Here is a 20,871-nt window from a genome sequence, read left to right on the forward strand (position 1 = left end):
CGCCTTTCCTAGGGAAATTAATCCTTTGCCTACAACATTTAGGCAAGGTAGCGTTCCGCGGCATGAAAGCAGTAACCGAACAGGAGATCCGCGGCTCGTTCGTCAACTGTTCCAAGGGGGAGACCAAACGGCTGACGCTCCCGCGGGACCTGTCCGAACGCCCCTGGGACGACCTGGACTTCCTGGGATGGCTCGACCCCTCGGCCCCCGAACGCGGCTACCTCGTCGCCGAACACGGCGGCGAGGTCGTCGGCGTGGCCCTGCGACTGGCGGCCCGGCAGCGCGGCGGCGCGCACCGCGGCATGTGCTCCCTGTGCCTGACCATGCACCCGGGCACCGGCGTCTCCCTGATGACCGCCCGCAGAGCCGGCCCCGCCGGCCGCGACAGCAACTCCGTCGGCCTGTACGCCTGCACCGACCTGGACTGCTCGCTGTACCTGCGCGGCAGGAAGCTGCCCGGCCTCGGCGGCCGGCTGCAGGAGTCACTGACGCTGGAGCAGCAGATCGACCGCACCCGGACCCGGCTCACGGCGTTCCTGGACAAGGTCCTCACATGAAGGGCCCCGCCGGGCCCGCTCAGGCGGCCTGCTCTCCGGCCGGCTCGCGCAGCCAGTCCTCGACCAGCGGGAACGTCAGCTGGGCGATCACCCGCTGCCCGGAGGCGCTGGGGTGGAAGAAGTCCCACTTGCTCAGCTGGTCCCGGGTGAAACGGCACCCGAACAGCGCGCCGCCGTCGAACCGGCAGGCCGGGCCGTAGGCGGCGCACACCTGCGCCAGCGCGGAGTTGTAACCGGCGACCCGGTCCCGCACCCGCTCACGGCGCTCCCGGTCGGCCGGCGCCGTCGAGCGCGGCCGGGCCAGCATGCTCTGGCAGATACGGCCCACCGCCCAGAACGCCCGAGCCGCCACACTGTTCCTGCCCACCTGCCACAGCCGCTTGAGGTCGGGGACGCTGACCAGGAGCACCCGCGCGTCCGGCCGCCCGGCCCGCAACGTCTCCAGCGCCCCGGCCACCCTCCTGCGGTAGACCTCCACCGGAGTCATCCGCCGCTCCTCGGCCACGCACGCGTCCTGCGCGCCCACCAGCACCGTGACGTAGTCGGCGCGCCGGGCCACCGCCCCGGCCATCTGCCGGGCCAGATCGGCGCTGGTCGCCCCGGGCACCGCGAGGTTGACGCCGTGCCCGCCGACCGGGGCGCCATCGCCCAGCAACCGCAGGTAGTGACTGCGCACCCGCTCGTCGTCGCCCGTCGACCAGGACCGCGCCGGACACGGCACATACCAGCCGCAGGCGTTGAACCCCGAACTGATCGAATCCCCCACCGCCGCCATCACCGCCGGCCGCCACCCGGCGACCGGCGCGGCCCCTGCACCCCCTGCCTGCCCCGCCACGCGCGACTCCGCCGGGCGCGACCCCGCCGCCGGGGTCTCCCCGGCCCTCTGCCCGGCCGCCCGCGCCGGCGCCGCCGGGCAGAGGGCCACCAGCGTCACCACGCCTGTGAGCACTGTCACAATCCTGCCGGCCATGACACCTCCGAACGGTCGCACCCCTGCCAAGGGATGTATCACCGCAGGACGGCGCGGCGCCCTTCATTGACCGGGCACCATGGCTTTCTTGACGGAACGTGGCGGAGGCACCGATACCGGGGCCGTCGTCGAACACGTTCAGTTTCCGGCATAGAGTGTTCCGGGTGAGTGTCGCGCTCGGGCTGACCCGCCCCCTCGTGGTGAGAACCACCCTCGTCGGTGACCCCGGCGACCTGCTCGCGCGACTTCCGGAGGCCGCCCCCTACGCCTGGATCAGGCGCGGAGAGGGGCTGGTCGCCTGGGGTGAGGCCGCGCGCGTGGCCGTGCCACCCGGCCCCGGCCGCTTCGACTGGGCCCGCCGATGGCTCTCGGCGATCCTCGGAGAGGCCCACACCGACGACGAAGCCGGCGTCCCCGGCTCCGGACCGGTCGCCTTCGGCTCCTTCACCTTCGACCCCGACGCCCACGGCTCGGTCCTCGTCGTCCCCCGGGTCGTCCTCGCCCGCCGCGACGGCCGCGCCTGGCTCACCACCGTCGGCGACGAACACCTCGACCTCGTCACCCCGCCCGCCGATCCCGGCCGGATCCGCTACGGCGACGGCAGCCTCACCGCCCCGGAGTGGGAGCACGCCGTGGCCCTCGCCGTACGGCAGATCAGATCCGGGCGGCTGGAGAAGGCCGTGCTGGCCCGCGACCTGACCGCCGTCGCCGAACGGCCCATCGACGTCCGGCTGCTGCTGTCACGCCTGGCCTCCCGCTACCCCGAGTGCTACACCTTCTCCTGCGCCGGCCTGGTCGGCGCCACCCCCGAACTGCTGGTCCGCCGCACCGGCGAGACCATCGAGTCGCTGGTGCTGGCCGGCACCGTCTCCCGCGGCACCAGCCAGGCCGACGACGACGCCCGCGGCGCCGGCCTGTTCGCCTCCGACAAGGACCGCTACGAGCACACCTGCGCGGTGGAATCGGTCCGCGAGGCCCTCGCCCCGCTGTGCGCGGAGCTCACCGTGCCCACCGAACCCGAACTGCTCGTCCTGCCCAACGTCCAGCACCTGGCCAGCCCGGTCACCGGCCGCCTCGCCGACGGCGCCTCGGTCCTGGACGTGGTCGCCGCCATGCACCCCACCGCCGCCGTCGGCGGCACCCCCACCCGCACCGCGCTCGACGTCATCCGCGAGCTGGAGGGCATGGACCGCGCCGGATACGCCGGCCCGGTCGGCTGGATCGACGCCCGCGGCGACGGCGAATGGGGCATCGCGCTGCGCTGCGCCCAGATCGAGGGACCCCGGGCCCGGCTGTTCGCCGGCTGCGGCATCATGGGCGACTCCGACCCCGCCTCCGAACTCGCCGAAGCCCAGGCCAAACTACGCGTCATGCAGTACGCCCTGGAAGGCTGAGCGCCCCTTCCGGGACGGCCGCCGGGTCCCGGAAGGGATCACCCCCACGGCAGCCTCGCGGTCACCACCGTCGGCCCGCCCGGCGGGCTCACCACCTCCAGCCGCCCGTCCAGCGCCGCCACCCGCCGGGCCAGGCCGGAAAGCCCCCCGCCCGCCGGATCCGCGCCGCCGCACCCGTCGTCCCTCGTCCGCACGACGACCGCCGCCCCCTCCCGGACGACCTCCACGGTGACCGAGCGCGCCGCCGCGTGCTTGGCCGCGTTGGTGACCGCCTCGCAGACCACGAAGTACGCCGCGGTCTCCACCGGGCCGGGCGGCCGCCCGTCCAGGCCGTAGCGGACCTCCACCGGCACCCCGGCGCGCTCGGCGACGGTGTCCAGTGCCTCCCGCAGCCCCAGGGAGTCCAGGCCCGCCGGATACACCCGCCAGGCCACCTCCCGCAGGTCGCCCAGCGCCTCCTGCGCCTCCCGGTGCGCCTGGCGCAGCAGTTCCTCCAGCATCTCCGGCGATCGGCCCCGCCGGGCACGGCCGATCAGCATGGCCAGCGCCACCAGCCGCTGCTGCACCCCGTCGTGCAGGTCACGCTCGATACGGCGCCGCTCCTGGTCGACCGCCGCCACGATCCCCGACCGGGTCTCGGCCAGCTCGGCGATCCGCCGCTCCAGCCGCTCCGTCGGGCTGGGTCCCAGCGCCGAACGCGCCAGCCGCCGCTCCAGCGCCGCCACCCCCATCAGGCCCGTGACCTCAAGGAACAGCAGCACCACCCCGGCCACCGAGGCGTACGACACCAGAAGGACACTGGGCGTCATGCCGTCGAACGGCTCACCCCGGCTCCAGCTCCAGGCCAGCGGCACCGCCACGGAGACCCCCGCGGCCAGCAGCGTGAGCACCAGTGCGCCCAGCACCCCGACCGGCCAGCGCAACGCCAGATAACGCAGCGCCCGCCGCCCGTCGTGACCGCCGGACCGGCCCCCCGCACCCCCGGCGGCCTCCGCCCCGCCGAGCAGCTCCAGCCGCCAGACCTCGATCCCGGCCAGCCGTACCGCCACCGCCAGCACGCCCTTCCGGGCCCGGGGCACCCACAGCAGCGGCCCCGCCACCAGCAGGAAGAGCAGCTGCACCACCGCCGCCGGGACCCCCAGGGCGATCCCGGCCAGCACCCGCGCCGCCCGGACCACCGCGCCCGCCGCGTCCACCGCCACACTCACCGCCGTGCCGCTCTTCCGCCGACGGCCGGAGGACCGCCGGAGCGACCGGGCCGCGACCCGGCCGCCGCCCCGCCCGCCACGGCGGCCACCTCGGCGCCCACCTCAGCGCTCCGCGTGGTGCCTGCCCCGGCGCCGCACCCGGACCACGACGAACACCACCGCGGCCAGCGCCACCGCGCCCAGCACCACCTTGGACAGAACCCCGGCGTAACCCTCCACCAGATCCCAGTTCTCCCCCAGCAGATACCCTGCCATCACGAAGACCGTGTTCCAGATGAGACTGCCCAGCGTCGTCAGCACCAGGAACACCGGAACCGGCATCCGCTCCACCCCCGCCGGAATGGAGATCAGGCTACGGAAGATCGGGATCATCCGCCCGAAGAACACCGTCTTACGGCCATGCCGGGCGAACCACGCCTCCGTCTTCTCGATGTCGGACACGTCCACCAGCGGCAACCTCCGTGCGATGGCCACCACCCGCGCCCGCCCCAGCAACGCCCCGACCCCGTACAACGCCACCGCCCCGACCACCGACCCCAACGTGGTCCAGAAGATCGCCTCGAACAGCGACATGTCCCCCTTGCTCGCGGTGAACCCCGCCAACGGCAGGATCACCTCGCTCGGCAACGGCGGGAACAGGTTCTCCAGCGCGATCGCCAGCCCCGCCCCCGGGGCTCCCAGGGTCTCCATCAGGCCGATCGCCCAGCCGGCGACTCCATCGACAGTCGTTGAGGTGCTCATGACCCGAACCCTACGAAGCCCCGCGCACCCGCGAGAATGCGGAGACCCACCCGCCCACCGCGGCCCGGCCGCACCCGGAGGCTGCGGAAAACCACAGCCCCGCGCCGACCGGCCCGGCCGCACCTCCACCGGAAAAGTTCCGGCGAACCCTGTGATCCATCCCACATCTTCCAGGTGGCCGAGCCGGTCGACGCCCAGGCCGTCGGCCGGCTGGATCCGCCCGGTGAGGAACAAGCCCGCGAATCCGGCGGTGAGGGCCTCGTTCTCACCGCTCAGAAATCCCCCGCCACGTCGTCAGTTCTGGTGGCCCCTCGCCACCCACGGAAGGATCGACCACCATGACCCACACCAGACTGCCAGGCGACGAGGCCGCGTTCATCGCGGCGGCCCGCTCGAACGACGCGGCACGGTTCGCGCTCATCACCGAGCGCCACCGGCGTGAGCTGCAGGTGCACTGTTACCGGATGCTCGCCAACTATGAGGACGCCCAGGACCTGACGCAGGAGACGTTCCTGCGGGCGTGGAACAAACGGGAGTCTTTCAAGGGCCACGCCGCGCTGCGGACCTGGCTGTACCGGATCGCGACGAACGCCTGCCTCGACTTCCTGGACAAACGCAACGACCGCACACCCGTGCCCGCCGAGCTTCCGGACGCGGACTCGGAAGTGCGCCACCTGCAGCCCTACCCGGACCGGATGCTCCCGGAGGACCCGCAGGAATCGGTGGTGGCGCGGGAGACGATCGAGCTGGCGTTCATCGCCGCCGTCCAGCACCTGCCACCGCGGCAGCGGGCGGTGTTCGTCCTGCGCGACGTCCTCGGCTGGCCTGCGTCGAAGGCCGCCGACGCCCTCGATCTGACCGTCGCATCGGTGACCAGCGCGCTGCAGCGGGCGCGCGTGACGATGCGCGAGCGGTTGCCCGGCCGCCGCCTCGACTGGCGGAGCCCCGCCACGCACGAGCTGTCGGATGACGAGCGCGGCGTGGTGAGGTCGTACATGGACGCCCATGAGCGCAACGACCTCAACGGCCTGATGGCCCTGCTGCGCGACGACCTGCGCTTCGCGATGCTGCCCGAGCCGGGCACCTTGATCCTCACGGCTGAGGACGCGGTGGACGGCTGGATCTCCGGCGGGCTCTTCCAGCGCGGCCACGACGACTGGCGCTGCATCGCCACGACGGTCAACCGCATGCCCGCCGCCGCGCTGTACCTCCGCACCCCCGGCGGCCCGGAACACCGCCTGCTGAACATCGCGGTCCTGCACATCGTCGACGGGAGGATCGCCGAGCTCACCGGATTCGACGCCACCGGCAAACCATGGCTGGGCCTGCCCTCGACGCTGTGATCGGACCCGTCACCGTCGTCCCATCTTCAGCGAGTCGCCGGGCGCGGCGATGTAGCCGTCGAGGGTGACGTTCATGGCGAAAATCAGTTTCCGCATCGTGCAGCCTCTCGTGAGTCGATCTCACACGTACAGACGGGCGCGGCGCGGAAACCTGATCGGTGCGCGATCCGCTCCGCGGGCGGTCCCCACGTCCCGGACCCGGAACAGCGCACCCGGCGGGCTCGGACACCACCGGCCGGATCTCGACCTCACCCTCGCGAACGCCTGGCCACACGGATGCAGCGCCGGGCCCGCTCACCGCGCCACCGCGTCCCCGCCACCCGCGCGTCACCCGGCCCGCAGATGGACCGCCTCCCCCTCCTCGACCTCCGCCCGGCCCGCCGTCAGCGTGGCCACCCAGTCACCGAACACCGGCAGGTCCGCCTCCCGCACCGCGACCGTGAACCGGACCCCCGCCCCGTACCCCACCTCCCGCACCTCGTACGGCGAGCCCCGCAGATCGCTCTCCAGCCGCCCGGCCCGCACATGGTCCACACTCACCGCCACCAGCCGCGCCGGGACCATCTCCACCAGACGGGCCCGATCGAGCGCCTTGCCCACCGACGAGCCGTAGGCCCGCACCAGACCGCCCGCACCCAGCTTCACCCCGCCGAAGTACCGCGTCACCACCGCCACCACGTCCGACAACCCCCGGCGCAGCAGCGTCTCCAGCATGGGCGTGCCGGCGGTGCCGCCGGGCTCGCCGTCGTCGTCGGCCCTCTGGATCCCCCGGTCCCCGCCGATCACGTAGGCCGAGCAGTTGTGGGTGGCGTCGCCGTGGGAGCGCCTGCGCCCGGCGACGAACTCCCGCGCCGCCTCCTCCGAACCCGCTGGGGCGACCGCGCACAGGAACCGCGATCGCTTGACCTCCGTCTCGTGCTCGGCGAGGTCTTCCACGGTCAGGTACGGCTGGGTCATCGGATCAGACTAGTCGCCTTTACAATGTAGATTAATAAAGGGTCTCCGGTGGATTCCCGTCGCCGCCCGGAGATCCGGCGTCCAGGTTGGCCAGCATCCGGCCCAGCAGACCGGTGAGCTGCTCGACCTCATCCGCCGAGAACCCGTCGAGCAGACGGCGGGCGACCCGGCCGAAGACCGGGGCGAGCGCCGGGACGAGTTCACGCCCCTCCGCCGTCACCTCGACGACGACCGCCCGGCGGTCCTCCGGGCTGCGCCGCCGCCGGACGAGGCCCTTGGCCTCCAGCCGGTCCAGCAGCCTCGTCATCCCGGCGGTGTCGGTGCCCAGTTCGGCGGCGAGCCGGCCCGGACCCGCCTCCCCCCGGGCCGCGTGCAGCAGGAGCGCCGCCTGCTGGGCGGTCACACCGAACGGCGCGAGCCGGGCCTCGACGGCCGCGCGCAACTCGCGGCCCACCTGGTTGACCAGCGAGCCGCCACCGAGGACGAGCCGCAGATGCCGGGGATCCATGCCGACATGCTACTGGTAACTGTCCAGCCATTTACTGTCATGACAGCTATCTGTTAGCGTCCCGGCATGGACCACATCCGCCCCGAACCGCCGAGGAGACCCCCGCACGTCCTGATCATCGGCGCCGGGCTCGGCGGCCTGTGCCTGGCCCAGGGCCTGACGACGGCCGGGATCGGCGTCACCGTCTTCGAACGCGACGACTCCCCCCGCACCACCGGGCAGGGCTACCGCATCTCCCTCAAACCGGACGGCACCCGTGCCCTGCGCGAATGCCTGCCCGAGCACCTGTTCGGCCTGTGCCTGGCCGCCTCCCTGCGGCAGGCCACCCGCCTGACCGCCCTGGACCACCGGCTGAACCCCCTGTTCGGCAAGCCCCTCCCCCGCCTCGACGAGACGGCGTACTTCGGGATCAACCGGCTCACCCTCCGCGAGATCCTGCTGACCGGCCTGGACGGCGCCGTACGCTTCGGCGCGGCCTTCCAGCGCCTGGAACGGCTGGGCGACGGCCGGATCCGCGCCCGCTTCGCCGACGGCACCCACGCCGACGGCGACCTGCTGGTCGGCGCCGACGGCACCGGCTCGGCGGTCCGCCCGTTCGTGGCGCCCGGCGCGGCCTTCGACGAGCTCGGCACCCTGCTGTACGGCAGGACCCTCGTCGGCGAGGACGTCCCGGGGTGGGTCCCGGAGGCCCTCGTGGACGCCTTCGCCACGCTGACCGGCCCGGACGGCGTCTCAATGACCGTGGCGACCTGCCGCACCCGCGGCCCGCTCCCCGCGGGCCTGACGGAGATCCCCGGCTACCTCGCCTGGACGATCTCCACCGGCTCCGCGGGATCGACGGGCCCGGCGGGTTCGGCGGATTCGGCGGGTTCCATGGGAGAGCGGCCCGGCGGCACGCGCCCGCCGGACGGCTCCGGCGGCGCGGACCGGCCGGAGCGCCTGGACCCGGCCGGCCTGCGCCGGCTCGCCCTGGACCTGATCCGCGACCGGCCCGCCGCCGTCCGGCGCCTCGTCGAGGAGGGCGAGGCGCCCTTCCCGGTACGGCTGCGTTCCGCCCGGCCCGTCGAGCCGTGGCACGTGCCCGGCGTGACCCTGCTGGGCGACGCGATCCACACCATGTCCCCCGGCCGGGGCGAGGGCGCCAACGTCGCGCTACGCGACGCCGGGCTCCTGCGCCACGCGCTGGTCTTCACCGCCCGGCACGGCGTGCCGCTGGAGACGGCCGTCGCCGAGTACGAGTCGGCCATGCTCCGCCACGGCTTCGCGGCGGTGGCCGCCTCCAGGGAACGGCCGTTCCTGCGCCGCCCCCGAACTCCCTGACCGTCACCGGGCTCCGGGAGAGGCCCGGTCCCGGGAGGGGTCCCCGGAAAGGGGGACGGCCGTTCCCGCGCCGGGCCTACGCCGTCGGCGCGGGGCGGCACACCTCGGCCATGACCGAGCCGGCCAGGTCGAACCCGCCGACGTGGGCGAGGTAGCCGCCGGGGGCGAACAGGGACTCCCCCAGCGGCAGGTAGACGCCGCCGGCCTGCCGGATCAGCAGCACCCCCGCCGCGACGTCCCACGGCTTGACCCCCGAGCCGTAGGCCACGTCCGCCCAGCCCGCGGCGACGTGCGCGAGGTTCAGCGCGGCGCTGCCCGGCCGGCGCACCGAGGCGAACGCCTCCAGCATCCGGCCGAACGCCTCCAGCGACCCCTGGCGGTCGGCGGCCACGTCACCGGCGGTGGGGAAGCCGCTCAGCAGCATCGCCTCCCGATCCCCCGCCGCGCCCCGGCTGCGCAGCCGTACGCCGTTGCACCAGGCGCCGCCCAGGTCGGCGCGGAACTCGTCGTCGCGCACCGGGTCGTAGATCACCCCCGCCACCGGCTCCTCCCCCACGGCGGCCGCCACCGACACGCAGAAGAACGGCAGCCCGGCGGCGAAGTTGGCCGTCCCGTCGATCGGGTCGACGTACCAGCGCAGCTCGCCCGACCCGGTGGTGCCGCCCTCCTCCCCGATGATCGTGCTGTCCGGGAAACGCCGGGAGATGACCTCCCGGATGGTCTCCTCGGCGGCGCGGTCGTGCTCGGTCACCGGGTCGTGGAAGTCGCGCTTGGTCTCGACCTCGGGCCGGGACCGGAACGCCTTGCGGAGCCGCTCGCCGACCGCGCGGGCGGCCTCCGCCGCGACGTCGCACAGTTCGCGCGAGGTGCTCAGGTCCATCGAATCCTCCAGCGGCGTCTGCGGGCCGCGCCGGCCTTCGGCACCCGCGGTGGTCATCCCATTTTCCCTGATATGCCGCTTTCACTCCGCACGGACTCCCCCGAGGCCCCGGAGGCGGAATTGGTCATGACATCCTGATGTCCACCACCCCGATCAGGAAGACGTCCACGGGAGGGCGGCATGAGCGCCGAGCTCGGCATCGAGCTGGACCGATCCAGCCCGGTCCCGCTGTACTTCCAGGTCGCCCAGCAGATCTCCGACGCCATCGGGCGCGGCGACCTGGCGCCGGGGACGCGCCTGGACAACGAGATCGTCCTCGCCGGCCGCCTGGGCCTGTCGCGGCCGACGGTCCGCCAGGCGATCCAGTACCTCGTGGACAAGGGCCTGCTGGTGCGCAAGCGCGGCGTGGGCACCCAGGTCGTGCACGGCCGGGTCAACCGTACGGTGGAGCTCACCGGCCTCTACGACGACCTGCGCCAGGCCGGTCAGGAGCCCGCCACCCGGGTCCTGGCCCTGGAGGCGGTCCCGGCCGGCGCGGACGTCGCCGCGGCCCTCGGCCTCCCGGCCGGCGCCGAGGTGCTGCGCCTGGAGCGCATCCGTTACGCCGCCGGGGCGCCGCTGGCGCTGTTGCGCAACTGGCTGCCCGCCGGGGTCGCCCCGCTGACCGCCGAGCGGCTCGCCGAGCGCGGCCTGTACGAGCTGCTGCGCGCGGCGGGGGTGCGGATGCGCGTTGCCGACCAGCGGATGGGGGCGCGGGCGGCCACCGCGGCCGAGGCCAGGCTGCTGGACGAGCGGCGCGGCGCCCCGCTGCTGACGATGCTGCGCACCACCTACGACGACCAGGGCCGGGCGGTGGAGCACGGCTCCCACGTCTACCGCGCCTCGCGCTACTCCCTGGAGGTCACGCTCATCGAGCGCTGACGGCCCGGTCCTGTTCCGGCAAAAAGACCATTGATCTGGGTATTCATCCATCTAAATGGGTTTTTCCGGATGGTCCGGGGCGCAGGAACCGGTTCATGGGAGAGCGGCCGCGTGCCGCGAGGTGATCTCGAGGTGACCTGCGATTCCGGAGACGCTGGGAACGCCGATGCGCGGCCGGGAGCCCGAGCGGGCGGAGGTGCTCCGCCTGCTGGAGGGCGTCGCCGGTCCGGGGACGCACGTGCTCCTGGTGGAGGGCGAACCGGGGATCGGCAAGAGCCTCCTGCTGGCCGAGGCGGCGGCAGCGGCGGCCGCCCGCGGGACGGACGTCGCCGCCGGCCGGGCCGACGAGCTGGAACGCATGATGCCCCTGGCGCCACTGCTGTCGGCGCTGGAGGAGGCCACCACCCGCGCCGCGGTCGCGCGGAGCGCCTTCCCCGGGGAGCCGGGCCTGCTGATGTGGCTGGCCGAACGGGTGCGCACCACGCTGGAACGGCGCGCCGCCGCCGGGCCGCTGCTGGTGGCCCTCGACGACCTGCAGTGGGCCGATCCCGTCACGCTCATGGCGTTGCGGACGCTGCCGGCGCGGCTGGCCGGCCGCCCGCTGGCGTGGCTGCTGGCACGCCGCGCCACCGGCGACGACGACGGCGCGCGGCTGTTCGGCCTGCTGGAGCAGGAGGGGGCCGCCCGGATCGCGCTGCGCCCGCTGGACGGGGTCTCCGCGGCGCGGGTGTCCGCCGACGCGCTGGGCGCCGCGCCGGACGCGGAGCTGACGGCGCTGACGGCCCAGGCCGCCGGAAACCCGGCGCTGCTGCTGGCGCTGCTGACCGGGCTGCGTGAGGAGGGCGCCGTCCTGGTGGACGCCGGCGTGGCCGGCTCCGTGGGAACGGCGGAGTCCCGAAGGACGGCGGAGCCCGGGGGGACCGCGCGCCTCAGAGGAACGACGGGGTCTGCGGGGTCTTCGGAGCTTTCGTGGGCCGCCGGGTGCGGCCCGGCGGCGGGGGTGCTGCCCCGGAGGCTGCACACCGCGGTCCGGCGGCGCCTGGACGAGGTGAGCCCCCGGACGCGCCACCTGCTGGAGGCCGTCGCGGTGCTCGGGCGGTCCTTCTGCCCGTCCTACGCCGCCGAGCTGCTCGGCGAGTCCCCGGCCGCGCTGCTTCCCGCCCTGGACGAGGCCCTGGCCGCCGGGCTGCTGGTGGCAACGCCCGAGGAGCTGGCCTTCCGCCACGAGCTGCTGTGGCGGTCGGTCCTGGAGACGGTCCCGCCCCCGGTACGGCAGGCACTGCGCCGGCAGGCCGAGCGCCTCGCGGCACCCGCCGCGCCGGTGACCGCGCTGCTCGCCTGGGACGAGGGCCGCCTCTCACGCGGCCTGGAACTGGCCCGCGAGGCCGCCGAGGCGCCCCCCCGGACCCCCGGCCCCCGGGATCCCCAGCCGCGGGCCGTACTGGCCGCGATGCTCATCGACCTGGGGCTGCTCGACGAGGCGGAGAAAACCGCCACGAACGCCGCGGCCGAGGCGGCGGACCGGCCCGCGTGGGCCGCCGCGGTCCTGGTGCTACGTGCCCGGCTCGACCTCGCCGCAGGCCGGCCCGGCGAAGCGGCCGAGCGGGCCGAGGCGGCGCTGGCGGCCGCCGTCGGCCTGGACGTCCCCGACCTGGCCTGCCTGGCGCTGTCGGCGCTCGGCACCGCGGCGCTGCGCGCGGGCGACCTGCCGCGGGCGGCGCGGGCCCTCGCCTCCGGCCGGGCCACGCGGGCGCCGGGCACGCCGTACGGGCGGCTGCGCGCCGAGCTCGCGGCCGGGCGGATCATCGAGGCGCGGGACGGGGCGGAGGCCGCGATGGCGCCGCTCGGCGGGCTCTACGACGGCCTGGCCGGGCACACCGGGGTGCTGACCGATGAGCCCGCGGCGGCGGCGTGGCTGGTGCGCACCGCCCTGACCGCCGGGGACGGCCGGCGGGCCGACGCGGTGGCGGCCGCCGCCGAGGACCTGGCCGGGCGCAACCCCTGCCTGCCCGGCCCGCCGGTGGCGGCCGTCCACGCCCGCGGCCTGCGCGACCGCGATCCCGCGGCGCTGGGCCGGGCCGCCGCCGGGTACGCCGACCCGTGGGCCAGGGCCTCGGCCGCCGAGGACCTAGGCGTGCTGCTGGGCGCCGTCCCCGGCGACCGCGACGCGGCCGTGGCGACCCTGAACGGCGCCCTTTCCGGCTACGACGGCGTGTGCGCGCGCCGCGACGCGGCCCGGGTGCGGCGCAGGCTGCGCGAGCTGGGCGAGCGGCGGCGCCACTGGGAACGCGTCGACCACCCCGACTCCGGCTGGTCCAGCCTCACCGCCACCGAGCGCGCCGTCTGCGACCTGGTGTCCCAGGGGCTGACCAACCGGCAGGCCGCCGAGCAGATGTTCGTCAGCGAGCACACCGTCGCCTTCCACCTGCGCCAGATCTTCCGCAAGCTCGGCGTCCGCTCCAGGGTCGAGCTGGCCAGGCTGGCCGCCCTGTCCGCCGCGGGTCCGGACGGGCGCTGACCCGGCGGCTCCCGGTCGCCGGCCGGCTCCGCGGCCGCCGCCGGAGACCGGGCACGAGCCGGGTCAGCCGAAGGAGACGGCCAGCTCCCCGCCGGACAGGCCGACCCGCACCACCGTGCCCTCGCCCACGTCCCCGGTCAGCAGCGCCCGCCCGATGCGGGTCTCCACCTCCCGGGAGATGAACCGGCGCAGCGGCCGCGCGCCGTACACCGGGTCGTAGCCGCGCTCGGCGATGTGGCGGCGCGCCTCGGCGGTCAGCTCCAGCCGGATGCCGCGCTCGCCGAGGCGCACCCGCAGCTCGGTGAACATCAGGTCGACGATGTGCTCGATCTCCTCCATGGTGAGCGGCTTGAAGACCACGATGTCGTCGACGCGGTTGAGGAACTCCGGGCGGAAGTGCCCGCGCAGCTCCCCCATGACCCGTTCCTTCACGTCCTGCTTGATCTCCCCCTGGGGCGTGACGCCCTCCAGCAGGTGCATCGAGCCGATGTTGGACGTCATGATCAGCACGGTGTTGCGGAAGTCGACGGTCCGGCCCTGGGCGTCGGTGAGCCGCCCGTCGTCCAGGACCTGCAGCAGGGTGTTGAAGACGTCGGGGTGGGCCTTCTCCACCTCGTCGAACAGCACCACCGAGTACGGCTTGCGCCGCACCGCCTCGGTGAGCTGCCCGCCCTCCTCGAAGCCGACGTATCCCGGCGGCGCGCCGACCAGGCGGCTGACGGTGTGGCGCTCCTGGTACTCGCTCATGTCGACGCGGACCATGTTGTCCTCGGTGTCGAACAGGGCCTCCGCCAGCGCCTTGGCCAGCTCGGTCTTGCCGACGCCGGTCGGCCCCAGGAAGATGAACGACCCGATCGGCCGGCGCGGGTCCTTGATGCCGGAGCGGGCCCGGATGACGGCGTCGGCCACCAGCCGCACCGCCTCGTCCTGGCCGACGACCCGCTCGTGCAGCACCTGGTCCAGGTGCAGCAGCTTCTCGCGCTCGCCCTCCTTGAGCCGGCTCACCGGGATGCCCGTCCACCGGGCGACGATCATGGAGATCTCGTCCTCGGTGACGACCTCGCGCAGCAGCCGCCCGGCGTCCTGCTTGGCGCGCAGGCTCTCCTCCTCGGCGCGCAGCCGGCGTTCCAGCTCGGGCAGCCGGCCGTGGCGCAGCTCGGCGGCGCGGTTGAGGTCGTAGTCGCGCTCGGCCCGCTCGGCCTCGGTGCGGACCCGCTCGATCTCCTCGCGCAGCGCCTGCACCCGGCGCAGCGCCTGCCGTTCGGCCTCCCATCGGGCGCGCATCGCATCGGCCTCGGCGCGCAGGCCGGACAGCTCCCCGCGCAGTTCCGCGAGGCGGGCGGCGCTGGCGGCGTCCTCCTCCTTGCTCAGCGCGGCCTCCTCGATCTCCAGCCGCGTCACCCTGCGGGTCAGCTCGTCCAGCTCGGCGGGCATCGAGTCGATCTCCGTACGGAGCATCGCGCACGCCTCGTCCACCAGGTCGATGGCCTTGTCGGGCAGGAACCGGTCGGAGATGTAGCGGTGGCTCAGCACGACGGCGGCCACCAGCGCGGCGTCCTGGATGGTCACCCCGTGGAAGACCTCCAGCCGCTCGCGAAGGCCCCGCAGGATCGAGATGGCGTCCTCCACCGACGGCTCGTCGACCATCACCGGCTGGAAGCGCCGCTCCAGGGCGGCGTCCTTCTCGATGTGCCTGCGGTACTCGTCGAGGGTGGTCGCGCCGATCAGGTGCAGCTCGCCGCGGGCCAGCATGGGCTTGAGCATGTTCCCGGCGTCCATCGCGCCCTCGGCGGCTCCGGCGCCGACGACCGTGTGCAGCTCGTCGACGAACAGCAGGATCCGCCCCTCGGCCGCGGCGACCTCGGTGAGCACCGCCTTGAGGCGTTCTTCGAACTCGCCCCGGTACTTCGCCCCGGCGACCAGAGCCCCCATGTCGAGACTGAAGATCGTCTTGTCCCGCAGTCCCTCGGGCACGTCGCCGTCGGCGATCCGCTGGGCCAGTCCCTCGACGATCGCCGTCTTGCCGACGCCGGGGTCGCCGACCAGCACCGGGTTGTTCTTGGTCTTGCGCGACAGGATCTGGACGACGCGGCGGATCTCGGTGTCGCGGCCGACGACGGGGTCCAGCCGCCCGGAGGCGGCGGCGGCCACCAGGTCCTGCCCGTACTTGGCCAGCGCCTCGTAGGCGGCCTCCGGCATGGCGGAGGTGACCCGCTGGTGGCCGCGGATCTCGGTGAGCGCCCGCAGGAGACGTTCCCGATCGAGCCTCTGGGCGGCCAGCAGCCGCCCGACGGAGGTCTCCGGCCCCTCCTCCAGCAGGGCGGCCAGGAGGTGCTCGACCGAGACGTACTCGTCCTTCAGCCGGTCGGACTCCCGCCTGGCCGTCTCCAGCAGGCGCGACAGCCGCTGCGTCACCCGGATCTGGCCCGGCTCGACGCCGGGCCCGGCGACCCGGGGGCGGCGGAGGAGCTCGGCCTCCACCTCCTCCCGCAGCCGCGCGGGGTCGGCTCCGGCGCGTGAGACCAGCCGGGGCACCAGCCCGTCGGACTGGTCCAGCAGCGCCAGCAGCAGGTGCTCGCCGTCGACGTCCTGGTGGCCGTGGCGCAAGGCGGCGGTCTGCGCGTCGTGCAGCGCCTCCTGCGACTTCTGCGTCAGCCGGTTGAGATCCACGGCGTGCCTCCTACGGGCCGGGAACGGGTGCGGGCGGCGGCCTCCAGCTCGGCGATCCGGTCGAGCAGGTCGATCACCAGGCCGAGGGCGGCGTAGTTGAGGGTGAATCCGGCGCGCAGCCGCTGGATCCGCGCCATGGCCCGCAGCTGGGACTCCTCGAACCACAGGGTCCCCGACGGGTCGGTGCGGGCCTGCAGCACGCCGAGGACGACCAGGCGGCGCGGCAGATCGGGGTGGACGCCCGCGGCGCGGGCGAAGGTCTCCAGGTCCAGCCGCCGGGGACGGGCCAGGGCGTAGGTCACCGCCGCCTCCTCGGGTCGTAGGACGAGGAGGCGGCCAGCCGCTCGAACAGCTCGCGCTCCTCATCCGACAGGTGCGGCGGGACCATGATCCGCACTTCGGCGAACAGGTCTCCCGGCGTGCCGCGGGGGTCGGGCATCCCCCGGCCGCGCAGTCGCAGCCGCCGCCCGCTGGAGGTGCCCGCCGGCACCTTGACCTTGGCCTCGCCGCCGGGGGTGTCGACGGCGACGGCCGCGCCGAGCGCCGCCTCCCACGGGGCCACCGGCAGCCGGACGTGGAGGTCGCGCCCCTCGACCCGGTAGCGGGGGTGCGGCGCGATGGAGACGGCCAGGTAGAGGTCGCCCGGCGGCGCGCCGCCGGTGCCCCGGCCGCCCTGCCCGGCCAGCCGTACGCGCTGCCCGTCGGTCACCCCGGGCGGGATGTCCACCTGGAGGGTACGGCCGCCCACGGCGATGGACCGGCGGCCGCCGCGGTAGGCGTCCTCGACGGTCAGCTCGATCCCGGCCTCCTGGTCGGCGCCCGGGATCGGCCCCCAGCCCCGGCCGGCCCGGCCGGCCTGGCCCGTGCGGCCCGCCCGCCCGGCGCGGCCCGCCCGCCCGGAGAACAGCCCCTGCAGCAGGTCGTCGAGGTCGATGTCCTCGCCGAACTCCACGCCGGGACCGAAGCCCTCCGGTCCGAAGCCACCGGCGCCCGCCCGGGTGCCCCGCCCGGCGCGGGCCGCCCTGGCGCGCGCCCAGGTCTCCGGGTCCACGTCCTCGGGCACCTGGCGGAACTCCGGTCCGAAGGCGTCGTAGCGGCGGCGGGTCGCCGGATCCGACAGCACGCTGTAGGCCTCGGCGATGTCCTTGAACCGGTCCTCGGCCGCGGGGTCCTTGTTGACGTCGGGGTGGTTCTCCCGGGCCAGCCTGCGGTAGGCGCGCTGGATCTCCTCCTGCCCCGCTCCCCTGGGGAGGCCGAGGATCTCGTAGAAGTCGCGGGCGGGCGGCATCATTCCGCCTTGGAGACCACGACCTGGGCGGGCCGCAGCTGCCGCTCGCCGTCGCCGTAGGCGGGCAGCACGACCGCGAGGACCGTCCCGGCGGGCACGTCATCACGCGGGACCACCGCCACCGCCTCGTGCCGGGCCGGGTCGAACGTCTCCCCGGTGTCGTCCCGGCGTGGGAACCCCAGATCTGTGAGGACGGTCAGGCCCTGCTGCAGCACCGCCCGCAGGCCCGCGGCGAGGGAGGCGGGGTCGCCCTCGGTGTGTTCCAGGGCCCGTTCCAGGTTGTCCAGCACGGGCAGCCACTCCCCGGCCGCCCTCGCCCGCTCCTCCAGCCGGACCCGCCCGGCGTCGCGGCTGACGCGTTTGCGGAGGTTGTCGAGGTCGGCCAGGGCGCGTTTCCAGAGGTCCTCCAGCTCGGCGACCCGGGCCCGCAGCCCGGCCGCCTCCGCCTCCGCCCCGGTCTCCGCTCCGGCGGCCGGCCCTCCGGCCCGCTCCCCGGCCCGGACCGCGTCCTGATCAGCACTCTGACCGGCGTTGTGACCGGCGTTGTGACCGGCGTCCTGACCCGCCGCCCGGTCCGCGGACGGCCCCGCGGCGGTCCTCTCCCACTCCGGCGGGTCACTCATCGGTCGTGAACTCCGCGTCGATGACGTCCTCGTCCCCGCCCGCACCCGTGCCCGCACCGGCGCCCGCAGCCGCGCCGGCCCCGGCGGTGCCCGTGCCGGCCCCCGGCCCCGCCCCGGCCCCGGCCGTGCTCAGGCCCTGGTAGACCTGCCGCAGGTCCTCGGCCAGCGACCGCAGCCGCTCCAGCGGGGTGTCCTGCCGTTCGATCGCCTCGCGGGCCTCGGTGACGAGCATGTCGGCCCGCGCCTTCTCGTGCACCGGGGCGGCGTCCCCCAGCTCCCGCAGGCGGCGCTCCACCTGGTAGGCGGCGCTGTCGACGGCGTTGCGGGCGTCGACCGCCTCGCGCAGCCGCCGGTCCTCGTCGCGGTGCTGCTCGGCGTCGCGCACCATCCGCTCGATCTCGCCCTGGTCGAGGGTCGAGCTCTCGCTGATCGTGATGCGCTGCTCGGCGCCGGTGTCCTTGTCGCGGGCGGAGACGTTCAGGATGCCGTTGGCGTCGATGTCGTAGGTCACCTCGATCTGCGGCTCACCGCGCGGCGCGGGCCTGATGTTCTCCAGCCGGAACCGGCCCAGCACCCGGTTGTCGGCGGCGCGCTCGCGCTCCCCCTGCAGCACCACCACGTCCACCGCGCTCTGGCCGTCCTCGGCGGTGCTGAACACCTCGGTACGGCGGGCCGGGATCGTCGTGTTGCGGTCGATGACCTTCGTCATGATCCCGCCGAGGGTCTCGATGCCCAGCGACAGCGGGGTCACGTCGAGCAGGACGACGTCCTTCAGCTCGCCCTTGATGACGGCCGCCTGGACCGCGGCGCCCAGCGCCACGACCTCGTCGGGGTTGACCGTCATGTTGGGCTCCTTACCGCCGGTCATGCGGCGCACCAGCTCCTGCACGGCGGGCATCCGGGTCGAGCCGCCGACCAGGATCACCTCGTCGACGTCGGCCGCGGTGAGCCTGGCGTCGGACATGGCCCGCTCCACCGGCCCCCGGCACCGTTCCAGCAGGTCGGCGGTGATCTCCTCGAACGTCGCCCGCCGCAGCGTGGTGTTCAGGTGCTTGGGCCCGCTCGCGTCCGCGGTGATGAACGGCAGGCTGATCTGCGTCTGGGTGACGGCCGACAGCTCCACCTTCGCCTTCTCCGCCGCCTCGAACAGCCGTTGCAGCGCCTGGGGGTCCTCCCGCAGGTCGATGCCGGTGTCGCGCTGGAACTCGTCGGCCAGGTGGTCGACGATGCGCCGGTCGAAGTCGTCGCCGCCCAGGTGGGTGTCACCGGCGGTCGCCCGTACCTCGACGACGCCCTCGCCGACGGTCAGCACGCTGACGTCGAACGTGCCGCCGCCCAGGTCGAAAACCAGCACGGTCTCGTTCTCCTTGCGGTCCAGGCCGTAGGCGAGCGCCGCCGCGGTGGGCTCGTTGATGATCCGCAGCACCTCCAGGCCCGCGATCCTCCCCGCGTCCTTGGTCGCCTGGCGCTGGGAGTCGTTGAAGTAGGCCGGGACGGTGATGACCGCCTCGGTGACCTTCTCCCCCAGGAACTTCGAGGCGTCGTCGACGAGCTTGCGCAGGATCTGGGCGGCGATCTCCTCGGGCGCGTACAGCTTGCCGCGCACGTCGAAGCGGACCGCGCCGTCCGGGCCGGACACCACGTCGAAGGAGACGGCGTTGATCTCGCTGGAGACCTCGTCGTAGCGGCGGCCGATGAACCGCTTGGCGGAGGAGATCGTCCCCTTGGGGTTGAGGATCGCCTGCCGCCGGGCCAGCTGCCCGACCAGGCGCTCGCCCTCGGGGGTGAAGGCCACGACCGACGGCGTCGTCCGTGACCCTTCGGCGTTGGGGATGACCGTGGGCGTGTCGCCCTCCATCGTGGCGATCACCGAGTTGGTGGTCCCCAGGTCGATCCCGACTGCTTTGGCCATGCTGACCTCCGACGAGTGCGCTCTGACCTCCGGCGGGCGCCCCACGGGCCGCCGCGGGGCCGGGTCTCACCCCATGCGGCCCACGTTCGCCCCGTACGGCCCGCCGCCACATCCTCAGACCTGACGGTTCCGGCGGTTCCGCCGCCGGCCTGTCACGGGGACGCCGCCCCGGAGAGGCCGTCCGTGGGGGCGCGATCCCGGGAACGCCCTCTCGTGCCCCGTCCCGGGCCCCTCGCCTCCGGGCCCCTCTCAGGACCTCTGTCTCAAGGACTCCGTCTCAATGGCTCCGTCTCAGGGGCGCGGCGGGACGGCGCCGGGCGGCATCGTCCCCGGAGCCCCGGGCGACGCCGGGGGCATCCCCCCGGACACCGGAGGGGAAGCACTCCCGCCGGGCGTGGCCGAACCGGGCGGCATCGTCCCGACCGACGCCCCGCCCGGGGACATCGTCTCCAGGACCCTGCGCGCCTCGACGACGTGCGGCGCCGTGGCCAGCACCTCATAGTGGTCGGCGATCAGCTCGCTGGAGGAGACGAAGTCGCGCTTGCCTCCGGTGAGCGCGTGACCGACCAGGCCGAAGATCACGCCGGCGATCACACCCCATATCAGGCCCCACAAGATCAGCAGGAGGCCGGACCGCCCGGGAACGAAGATCGCCAGGAACAGTCCGACCAGCAGCCCGATCCAGGCGCCCGACGCCGCGCCCATCCCGGCCGCGCGCAAGTAGGTCAGCCGTCCGAGCACCTTCTCCACGAGCCGCAGGTCCACCCCGACGATCGAGGTGTTCTCGACCGGGAACTTCTGGTCCGACAGGTAGTCCACGGCACGCTGGGCCTCCGCGTAGGTGCGGTAGTTCGCCACCGGCTCGCGGGCGGCGGGCGGCGTCTCGGCGGGTCGCATGTGGCCCTCCTCAGATAGGTCGTACACCCACCGTGACCGGGCCGCGACGACGCCACATCCCCAGACCTGGTAGTCGGACGCCGGGTACGGCCCGCAAGCGGCGAGACGGCGGGCGGACCCCCACTACCCGGAGCCGGCAGCCCACCGTTCGCGGCTCACGGCCC

18 protein-coding genes are annotated in these 20,871 nt (G+C 74.4%); 6 read left to right on the top strand and 12 right to left on the bottom strand.

The window, feature by feature from the left end; translation table 11 throughout:
• Positions 1-62: 62 nt before the first annotated feature.
• Complete coding sequence (locus ACZ6W9_RS11230) at positions 63-557, top strand: FBP domain-containing protein (protein WP_389967718.1); 495 nt, start codon at positions 63-65, stop codon at positions 555-557.
• Between the two features lie 19 nt (positions 558-576).
• Here the strand turns inward: ACZ6W9_RS11230 and ACZ6W9_RS11235 are convergent, their stop codons facing one another.
• Positions 577-1,512, bottom strand: a complete 936-nt coding sequence (locus ACZ6W9_RS11235) for a GDSL-type esterase/lipase family protein (protein WP_389967716.1) — start codon at positions 1,510-1,512, stop codon at positions 577-579.
• Positions 1,513-1,691: 179 nt separating this feature from the next.
• Between ACZ6W9_RS11235 and ACZ6W9_RS11240 the strand changes: the two genes are divergently transcribed.
• Positions 1,692-2,921, top strand: a complete 1,230-nt coding sequence (locus ACZ6W9_RS11240) for an isochorismate synthase (protein WP_470117492.1) — start codon at positions 1,692-1,694, stop codon at positions 2,919-2,921.
• Between the two features lie 38 nt (positions 2,922-2,959).
• On the opposite strand, the gene ACZ6W9_RS11245 is transcribed toward ACZ6W9_RS11240, so the two are convergent.
• Positions 2,960-4,129: a sensor histidine kinase gene (locus ACZ6W9_RS11245; protein ID WP_389967712.1), complete on the bottom strand. Its 1,170-nt coding sequence runs from the start codon at positions 4,127-4,129 to the stop codon at positions 2,960-2,962.
• 102 nt (positions 4,130-4,231) lie between these two features.
• Positions 4,232-4,870 (bottom strand): DedA family protein, encoded by a 639-nt coding sequence (locus ACZ6W9_RS11250; protein ID WP_389967709.1) that lies wholly within the window; start codon positions 4,868-4,870, stop codon positions 4,232-4,234.
• 338 nt (positions 4,871-5,208) lie between these two features.
• Between ACZ6W9_RS11250 and ACZ6W9_RS11255 the strand changes: the two genes are divergently transcribed.
• Positions 5,209-6,213 carry an RNA polymerase subunit sigma-70 gene (locus ACZ6W9_RS11255; RefSeq protein ID WP_389967707.1) on the top strand — a complete coding sequence of 335 codons (1,005 nt, stop codon included), beginning with the start codon at positions 5,209-5,211 and terminating at the stop codon, positions 6,211-6,213.
• A 327-nt stretch (positions 6,214-6,540) separates the two neighbouring features.
• Here the strand turns inward: ACZ6W9_RS11255 and ACZ6W9_RS11260 are convergent, their stop codons facing one another.
• Both ACZ6W9_RS11260 and ACZ6W9_RS11265 read right to left on the bottom strand, forming a co-directional pair.
• A complete protein-coding gene (locus ACZ6W9_RS11260) occupies positions 6,541-7,170 on the bottom strand; it encodes a YigZ family protein (protein ID WP_470117495.1) in 630 nt (209 codons plus the stop codon).
• Positions 7,171-7,201: 31 nt separating this feature from the next.
• Positions 7,202-7,678, bottom strand: coding sequence for a MarR family winged helix-turn-helix transcriptional regulator (locus ACZ6W9_RS11265; protein WP_470117497.1), 477 nt, complete (start codon positions 7,676-7,678; stop codon positions 7,202-7,204).
• A gap of 66 nt (positions 7,679-7,744) precedes the next feature.
• On the opposite strand from ACZ6W9_RS11265, the gene ACZ6W9_RS11270 reads away from it, so the two are divergent.
• The gene (locus ACZ6W9_RS11270; RefSeq protein ID WP_470117498.1) at positions 7,745-8,998 is read left to right on the top strand and encodes an FAD-dependent oxidoreductase; all 1,254 of its coding nucleotides are present in this window, start codon (positions 7,745-7,747) and stop codon (positions 8,996-8,998) included.
• 76 nt (positions 8,999-9,074) lie between these two features.
• Here ACZ6W9_RS11270 and ACZ6W9_RS11275 read toward each other — a convergent pair whose 3' ends face one another.
• The gene (locus tag ACZ6W9_RS11275; RefSeq protein WP_470117500.1) at positions 9,075-9,935 is read right to left on the bottom strand and encodes an inositol monophosphatase family protein; all 861 of its coding nucleotides are present in this window, start codon (positions 9,933-9,935) and stop codon (positions 9,075-9,077) included.
• Positions 9,936-10,058: 123 nt separating this feature from the next.
• On the opposite strand from ACZ6W9_RS11275, the gene ACZ6W9_RS11280 reads away from it, so the two are divergent.
• Together ACZ6W9_RS11280 and ACZ6W9_RS11285 are read left to right on the top strand one after the other, a co-directional pair.
• On the top strand, positions 10,059-10,799 hold the full coding sequence (locus tag ACZ6W9_RS11280; protein WP_389967697.1) for a GntR family transcriptional regulator: 741 nt from the start codon (positions 10,059-10,061) through the stop codon (positions 10,797-10,799).
• A gap of 166 nt (positions 10,800-10,965) precedes the next feature.
• The gene (locus tag ACZ6W9_RS11285) at positions 10,966-13,317 is read left to right on the top strand and encodes a helix-turn-helix transcriptional regulator (protein WP_389967695.1); all 2,352 of its coding nucleotides are present in this window, start codon (positions 10,966-10,968) and stop codon (positions 13,315-13,317) included.
• Between the two features lie 63 nt (positions 13,318-13,380).
• On the opposite strand, the gene clpB is transcribed toward ACZ6W9_RS11285, so the two are convergent.
• From clpB to ACZ6W9_RS11315, 6 genes are all read right to left on the bottom strand, one after another.
• Positions 13,381-15,987, bottom strand: a complete 2,607-nt coding sequence (clpB, locus tag ACZ6W9_RS11290; protein WP_389967693.1) for an ATP-dependent chaperone ClpB — start codon at positions 15,985-15,987, stop codon at positions 13,381-13,383.
• Complete coding sequence (locus tag ACZ6W9_RS11295) at positions 15,969-16,289, bottom strand: chaperone modulator CbpM (RefSeq protein WP_362944719.1); 321 nt, start codon at positions 16,287-16,289, stop codon at positions 15,969-15,971. The genes clpB and ACZ6W9_RS11295 overlap by 19 nt, the downstream gene beginning before the upstream one ends.
• Positions 16,286-17,278: a DnaJ C-terminal domain-containing protein gene (locus ACZ6W9_RS11300; RefSeq protein WP_362944717.1), complete on the bottom strand. Its 993-nt coding sequence runs from the start codon at positions 17,276-17,278 to the stop codon at positions 16,286-16,288. Before ACZ6W9_RS11300 ends, ACZ6W9_RS11295 begins: the two co-directional genes overlap by 4 nt.
• Positions 17,275-17,898, bottom strand: a complete 624-nt coding sequence (locus ACZ6W9_RS11305) for a nucleotide exchange factor GrpE (protein WP_362944715.1) — start codon at positions 17,896-17,898, stop codon at positions 17,275-17,277. The genes ACZ6W9_RS11300 and ACZ6W9_RS11305 overlap by 4 nt, the downstream gene beginning before the upstream one ends.
• Complete coding sequence (gene dnaK / locus ACZ6W9_RS11310) at positions 17,891-19,810, bottom strand: molecular chaperone DnaK (RefSeq protein ID WP_362944713.1); 1,920 nt, start codon at positions 19,808-19,810, stop codon at positions 17,891-17,893. Before dnaK ends, ACZ6W9_RS11305 begins: the two co-directional genes overlap by 8 nt.
• A gap of 291 nt (positions 19,811-20,101) precedes the next feature.
• Positions 20,102-20,707 (bottom strand): YflT domain-containing protein, encoded by a 606-nt coding sequence (locus ACZ6W9_RS11315; RefSeq protein ID WP_362944711.1) that lies wholly within the window; start codon positions 20,705-20,707, stop codon positions 20,102-20,104.
• Between the last annotated feature and the right edge of the window lie 164 nt (positions 20,708-20,871).

Source organism: Streptosporangium sp. NPDC053982 (assembly GCF_055585205.1).

Coding starts and splice junctions, on each gene's coding strand:
- ACZ6W9_RS11230 (WP_389967718.1), top strand. CDS start 63: ATGAAAGCAGTAACCGAACAGGAGATCCGCGGCTCGTTCGTCAACTGT.
- ACZ6W9_RS11250 (WP_389967709.1), bottom strand. CDS start 4,870: ATGAGCACCTCAACGACTGTCGATGGAGTCGCCGGCTGGGCGATCGGC.
- ACZ6W9_RS11255 (WP_389967707.1), top strand. CDS start 5,209: ATGACCCACACCAGACTGCCAGGCGACGAGGCCGCGTTCATCGCGGCG.
- ACZ6W9_RS11260 (WP_470117495.1), bottom strand. CDS start 7,170: ATGACCCAGCCGTACCTGACCGTGGAAGACCTCGCCGAGCACGAGACG.
- ACZ6W9_RS11265 (WP_470117497.1), bottom strand. CDS start 7,678: ATGGATCCCCGGCATCTGCGGCTCGTCCTCGGTGGCGGCTCGCTGGTC.
- ACZ6W9_RS11270 (WP_470117498.1), top strand. CDS start 7,745: ATGGACCACATCCGCCCCGAACCGCCGAGGAGACCCCCGCACGTCCTG.
- ACZ6W9_RS11275 (WP_470117500.1), bottom strand. CDS start 9,935: ATGACCACCGCGGGTGCCGAAGGCCGGCGCGGCCCGCAGACGCCGCTG.
- ACZ6W9_RS11280 (WP_389967697.1), top strand. CDS start 10,059: ATGAGCGCCGAGCTCGGCATCGAGCTGGACCGATCCAGCCCGGTCCCG.
- ACZ6W9_RS11285 (WP_389967695.1), top strand. CDS start 10,966: ATGCGCGGCCGGGAGCCCGAGCGGGCGGAGGTGCTCCGCCTGCTGGAG.
- ACZ6W9_RS11300 (WP_362944717.1), bottom strand. CDS start 17,278: ATGATGCCGCCCGCCCGCGACTTCTACGAGATCCTCGGCCTCCCCAGG.
- ACZ6W9_RS11305 (WP_362944715.1), bottom strand. CDS start 17,898: ATGAGTGACCCGCCGGAGTGGGAGAGGACCGCCGCGGGGCCGTCCGCG.
- dnaK (WP_362944713.1), bottom strand. CDS start 19,810: ATGGCCAAAGCAGTCGGGATCGACCTGGGGACCACCAACTCGGTGATC.
- ACZ6W9_RS11315 (WP_362944711.1), bottom strand. CDS start 20,707: ATGCGACCCGCCGAGACGCCGCCCGCCGCCCGCGAGCCGGTGGCGAAC.